Raw genomic sequence first — 4,106 nt, forward strand, 5'->3', positions numbered from 1 at the left:
GCGGGATCCCCGCGACGGCGGCGATCGCCCGCACCGCGGTCAACGTCCGCGCCGGCGCCCGCTCGAAACTCGCGTCACTGACCCACGCCGCCGTCCTGGCCGTCATCGTGCTCGCGGCGGCCCCGCTGGTCGAGCACATCCCGCTGGCCGCGCTGGCCGGGGTGCTGCTGGCCACCACCGTCCGCATGGTGGAGGCGGCGTCGCTGCTCGCGCTGGCCCGGTCCACCCGCCGCGACGCGCTGGTGCTGGTCCTGACCTTCACGGTGACTGTCGCCTTCGACCTGGTCACCGCCGTGGTGGTCGGCATCGCCGTCGCGATCGTCCTGGCCCTGCGCGCGGTGGCCCGCACCGCCCGCATCGAGCAGATCCCCCTGGAGCAGGGCGACCACAGCGCCGAGGAACACGCCCTGCCGGCGGAGCACATCGTGGCCTACCGCCTCGACGGACCACTCTTCTTCGGCGCGGCCCACACGTTCCTGCTGCAACTGTCCGAGATCACCGATGCCCAGGTGGTGATCCTGCGCATGTCACGGGTGTCGACCGTGGACGCCACGGGAGCGCACGTGCTCGGCGATGCCATCGCCCGGCTGCAACGACGCGGCATCACCGTGCTGCTCTCCGGCATAGCGACCAGCCACGAGGAGGTGCTGAGCACGCTCGGCATTGCCGAGCACCTGCGCCGCGACGGGTGCGTGTTCGGGGACACGCCGAGTGCTATCGCGTACGCCCGCAGCCACCTCCTGCAGCACCGCCTGCCGCCCTCGGACTGACCCTCGCCTTTACTCAGTGTCGTCGGTCGACTGGGCGAGGGTCAGACGTCGACGGTGGCGCGATCCTCCTCGGCCGGCTGCTGGGCCCGGATGAGGCTGGCCACGCCGACGTCGCGCAGCTGACCCAGCACGAACGCGTCGACGTTGACCAGCGCGAAGGAGATCCCGGCCCAGCTCACCGCGCGGTGGCCGTCCAGCAGTGCCGCGATCCCGGCCGCGTCGAGCACACGGACGTCGGCCAGATCGAGCAGGATCGCCTCGGGCGCCCACCGGACGATCGCCGCCCGTACCGCCCCGGGGATCTGCTCCGGATTCTGATAGACCACCGCACCGGAAAGAGCCAGCACGACGGTCTGGTCGAGCAACTCAGCGCGCATCAACAATGACACCCGTCGACGATGGCACAAGGTCACGTTCCGGTCCAGTCGAGGTCACCAAAAGTGATGGGTTGGGGCGGTGGGAAATGCAGCGGTGACCGGACCGGTCCAGGCGGTACCGTCCCCCGCATGAAGGCCGCCCGGGCGTCACGCTTCCGCGATCCGACGTCGGACTATTCCCTGTACAACCTGGCCGCGCACCCGATCGACGTGGTGTGCCCGCGCTGTGCCGCGCACGCCCGGGTGGTCGCGGATCCGGCCGCCGACGAGCTCCCGACGACCCGGCCGCGGCGGCTGGTGTGCCGCGCGTGCGGGCACACGGCGACCTGGTCGTCCCGGAACCGCTCGTCGTGCTGGGGTGCGGCCGTCGACCCGTTCTTCCGGCAGCCGCTGTGGCTCACGGCGACCGTGCGGGGGCATCGGCTGTGGGCGTACAACCGGGCGCATCTGGACCTGCTGGCCGAGTTCGTCGCCGCTGACCTGCGGGAGCGCGGCCCGTACGGGGGATGCTCGATGTCCTTGATCGAGAAGTTGCCGGCGTGGCTCAAGTCGCGCCGCAACCGTACGGACATCCTGGCCGCGGTGGCGCGGCTGCGGGCCCGGGAAGCCCGATGACCACCTTCCGGCTGCTGCGCCAGACCGCGCGATCGTCGCGCTTCGCCCGGGTCAGTGTCGAGGTGACGCCGTCCGACACGGCGTCGGTCGAGGTGATCGTCGACGTCGACGAGCACCACCACAGGGAGACGGAGCTGGGCGCTCGGTGGGCTCTGCAGAATCAACCGGCCCGGGTGACGGTGACGGAGGTGTTCACCACCGAGATCGACACCGGTACGGGCGACGTCCACGAGGCGACGGCCCGGGCTGTGGGGCAGGCGCTGGGCGATGACCGCTCGGTGCCGTACGCCGGTTTCAGCGATCCGCAGATGATCTCCGCGTGGCTGACCAGCCGGATCGGCCTGCGGCTCGACGCGGCGACCGAGCCCCGGCGGTCGTCCGGGCTGGCTGCGTGGTTGTTGTTGGCGGGTGACCTGCCGGTCGGGCTGCACGGCCGGGGCGATGAGCTCCGGCTGGTACGGGATGATCCCTTCCCCTCGGACGGCCTGAGCGACGGTGTCCTGTCCGGATTCGTCGGGGAGCGGCTCAACGCCGCGGCTGTGATCCCCGCGCCGGGTGGCGAGCCGGTCTGTGCCGGTCTGATACTGCGCTTCGGCGGCGATGACCTCGTCATCGGCCCGCAGGGCCTCCGCGCCGGGGTTCAGCCGGCGCTGAGCCACCTGGAGTGGATTTCCTCGTAGCGCAGCGGGTCGACCGCGGCCGGGTCGTCGAGGAGTTCGATCAGCAGTGCGCCGTTCGGAAGCCGGCGCGACCTGGCGGTCACTTCCGGCGTGGGTGGTGCAGACAGGTGCCGGCCCGGGCCGAGATAGGCCCACCAGCCGAGTTCTGGCGGCCGGCCGGGACCTCTGAGATGCCACACCTGCTCACTGGACCACTCGTCAAGGATGCGGCCGGCGTCGGCGTCGAGCCGTTGGGCGGCAGCGAGCCAGAGGCTGGTGAGGCGAGCGTGCAACTCGCGGAAGGTGTCGGCCTCCGGCACCGGGCTGCGGTGGCAGAAGACCGAGTCCAACGTCCACACCAGTGTGCCGTCGTCCCAGCTCAGGTAGATGTCGACTGCACCGTCGGCCCAGAGCTGACCGTGCTCTCCGCCCGCTACCTGGGCGGCCAATGCGACCTCCGGGTCCTCGACCGTGCGGAGATGCGCTTCGGGCTTGCTGAAGAGGTTGATCAGTCCGTCCGGACGTTGCGGGCGCAGCTCCCGCTCGGCGGCCAGCGCATACAGCTCGCGAAGAGCCGGTTCGCCGGCCACCGGCACCTGTAGTTCCCACGTCCAGTCCGAGCCCACGACAGCATGGTGCCAGCCACGACGATCACGAGCGCTCGTGGCACCATCGACGGGCGGCCAGGACCCAGGACGAGGAGTTTCGCGGTTGAACCAGACGCAGACACGGGAGCTCGCCACCCGGCTGATGCACCAGCACGGCCTGACCGGCTGGCGGCTGGTGCTCGACAACGCCCGGACGCGGGCCGGGGTCTGCCACTCCGACCGTAAGGTGATCGGCCTCTCGCGGCACCTGATGAGCCTCTACTCCCCGGAACAGGTCACCGAGACCGTGCTGCACGAGATCGCGCACGCTCTCGTCGGGCCGCGGCACGGTCATGACCGGGTGTGGCGGGCGGCGGCGCGGCGGATCGGTTGTTCGGGGCAGCGGTGCATGCCGGCCGACGCGCCGAAGGTTGACGGTGCCTGGGAGGGGGTCTGCGCGGCGGGTCACCGTACGACGGCTCATCGCCGGCCGGTCCGGGTGCGCTCGTGTGCCGTCTGCTCCGCGGCCTTCGACCTCGCCGCGCTCTACACCTGGACCTACCGGGGAGAGCCGGCGCCGATGCATCCTCGCTACACGGCCGAACTCGCGCGCCTGCGTGCGCCCCGGCCCGAGCCGGCGTCCGTCGAGCTCAGGGTGGGCGACCGGGTCCGGCTGACCGGCGCGGGACGGTACGGCGGGCTGGCCGGCACGATCGTCAAGCGCGGTCGCAGCCGCTACCAGGTGCAGACCAGCGCCGGCATGCTCAGCGCCGCGTTCCCGTCGGTGCAGCCACTGACGCGCGACTGACCGCCGGCTCAGGCTGGTCTGTGCTGGACGGCGACCACGCCCGGCATGCCCTGGACCTCCTGCACCAGCGCGGGGAAGTCGCTCGCCACGCCCAGGTCGACGGGGAAGAAGTACGGCAGCCCGGCGACGGCCTCTGCCTGCACCGGACCGCCGTCGCAGTACGTGTCGCGGAACTCGGCCGCGTCCGGCTCCCAGATCATGCCCTGGGTGTCGCCCGCCCAGCTCCGGCGGATCGCCGCGGTGATCAGGTTGCGCTGGTCCGGCGTGGAGGCCGGATCCACGTACACGTG

General features: G+C 71.6%; 7 protein-coding genes. 4 read left to right on the top strand and 3 right to left on the bottom strand.

The window, feature by feature from the left end; all coding sequences use genetic code 11:
- Nucleotides 1-770, top strand: a 770-nt coding sequence (locus AB0C29_RS36765; RefSeq protein ID WP_360830424.1) for an STAS domain-containing protein, incomplete at its 5' end; no start/stop codon positions are given.
- A gap of 41 nt (nt 771-811) precedes the next feature.
- Here AB0C29_RS36765 and AB0C29_RS36770 read toward each other — a convergent pair.
- A complete protein-coding gene (locus AB0C29_RS36770; RefSeq protein ID WP_360830427.1) occupies nt 812-1,159 on the bottom strand; it encodes an STAS domain-containing protein in 348 nt (115 codons plus the stop codon).
- A 117-nt stretch (nt 1,160-1,276) separates the two neighbouring features.
- Between AB0C29_RS36770 and AB0C29_RS36775 the strand changes: the two genes are divergently transcribed.
- On the top strand, nt 1,277-1,762 hold the full coding sequence (locus tag AB0C29_RS36775) for a hypothetical protein (RefSeq protein WP_360830430.1): 486 nt from the start codon (nt 1,277-1,279) through the stop codon (nt 1,760-1,762).
- Complete coding sequence (locus tag AB0C29_RS36780; RefSeq protein WP_360830433.1) at nt 1,759-2,442, top strand: hypothetical protein; 684 nt, start codon at nt 1,759-1,761, stop codon at nt 2,440-2,442. The genes AB0C29_RS36775 and AB0C29_RS36780 overlap by 4 nt, the downstream gene beginning before the upstream one ends.
- Here the strand turns inward: AB0C29_RS36780 and AB0C29_RS36785 are convergent.
- Complete coding sequence (locus AB0C29_RS36785) at nt 2,403-3,047, bottom strand: hypothetical protein (RefSeq protein ID WP_360830436.1); 645 nt, start codon at nt 3,045-3,047, stop codon at nt 2,403-2,405. The genes AB0C29_RS36780 and AB0C29_RS36785 overlap by 40 nt on opposite strands.
- 85 nt (nt 3,048-3,132) lie before the next feature.
- On the opposite strand from AB0C29_RS36785, the gene AB0C29_RS36790 reads away from it, so the two are divergent.
- Entirely contained in the window at nt 3,133-3,816 is a 684-nt protein-coding gene (locus tag AB0C29_RS36790) for a SprT-like domain-containing protein (protein WP_360830439.1), read from the top strand.
- A gap of 8 nt (nt 3,817-3,824) precedes the next feature.
- Here AB0C29_RS36790 and AB0C29_RS36795 read toward each other — a convergent pair.
- Nucleotides 3,825-4,106, bottom strand: a 282-nt coding sequence (locus AB0C29_RS36795; protein ID WP_360830442.1) for a hypothetical protein, incomplete at its 5' end; no start/stop codon positions are given.

Origin of the sequence: Actinoplanes sp. NPDC048791 (assembly GCF_040650095.1) — a bacterium.
In the GTDB taxonomy this organism is placed as follows: Bacteria; Actinomycetota; Actinomycetes; order Mycobacteriales; family Micromonosporaceae; genus Actinoplanes.

Excerpts from the sequence above, each read along its gene's own strand:
- AB0C29_RS36780 (WP_360830433.1), top strand. The coding sequence starts at position 1,759 with ATGACCACCTTCCGGCTGCTGCGCCAGACCGCGCGATCGTCGCGCTTC.
- AB0C29_RS36775 (WP_360830430.1), top strand. The coding sequence starts at position 1,277 with ATGAAGGCCGCCCGGGCGTCACGCTTCCGCGATCCGACGTCGGACTAT.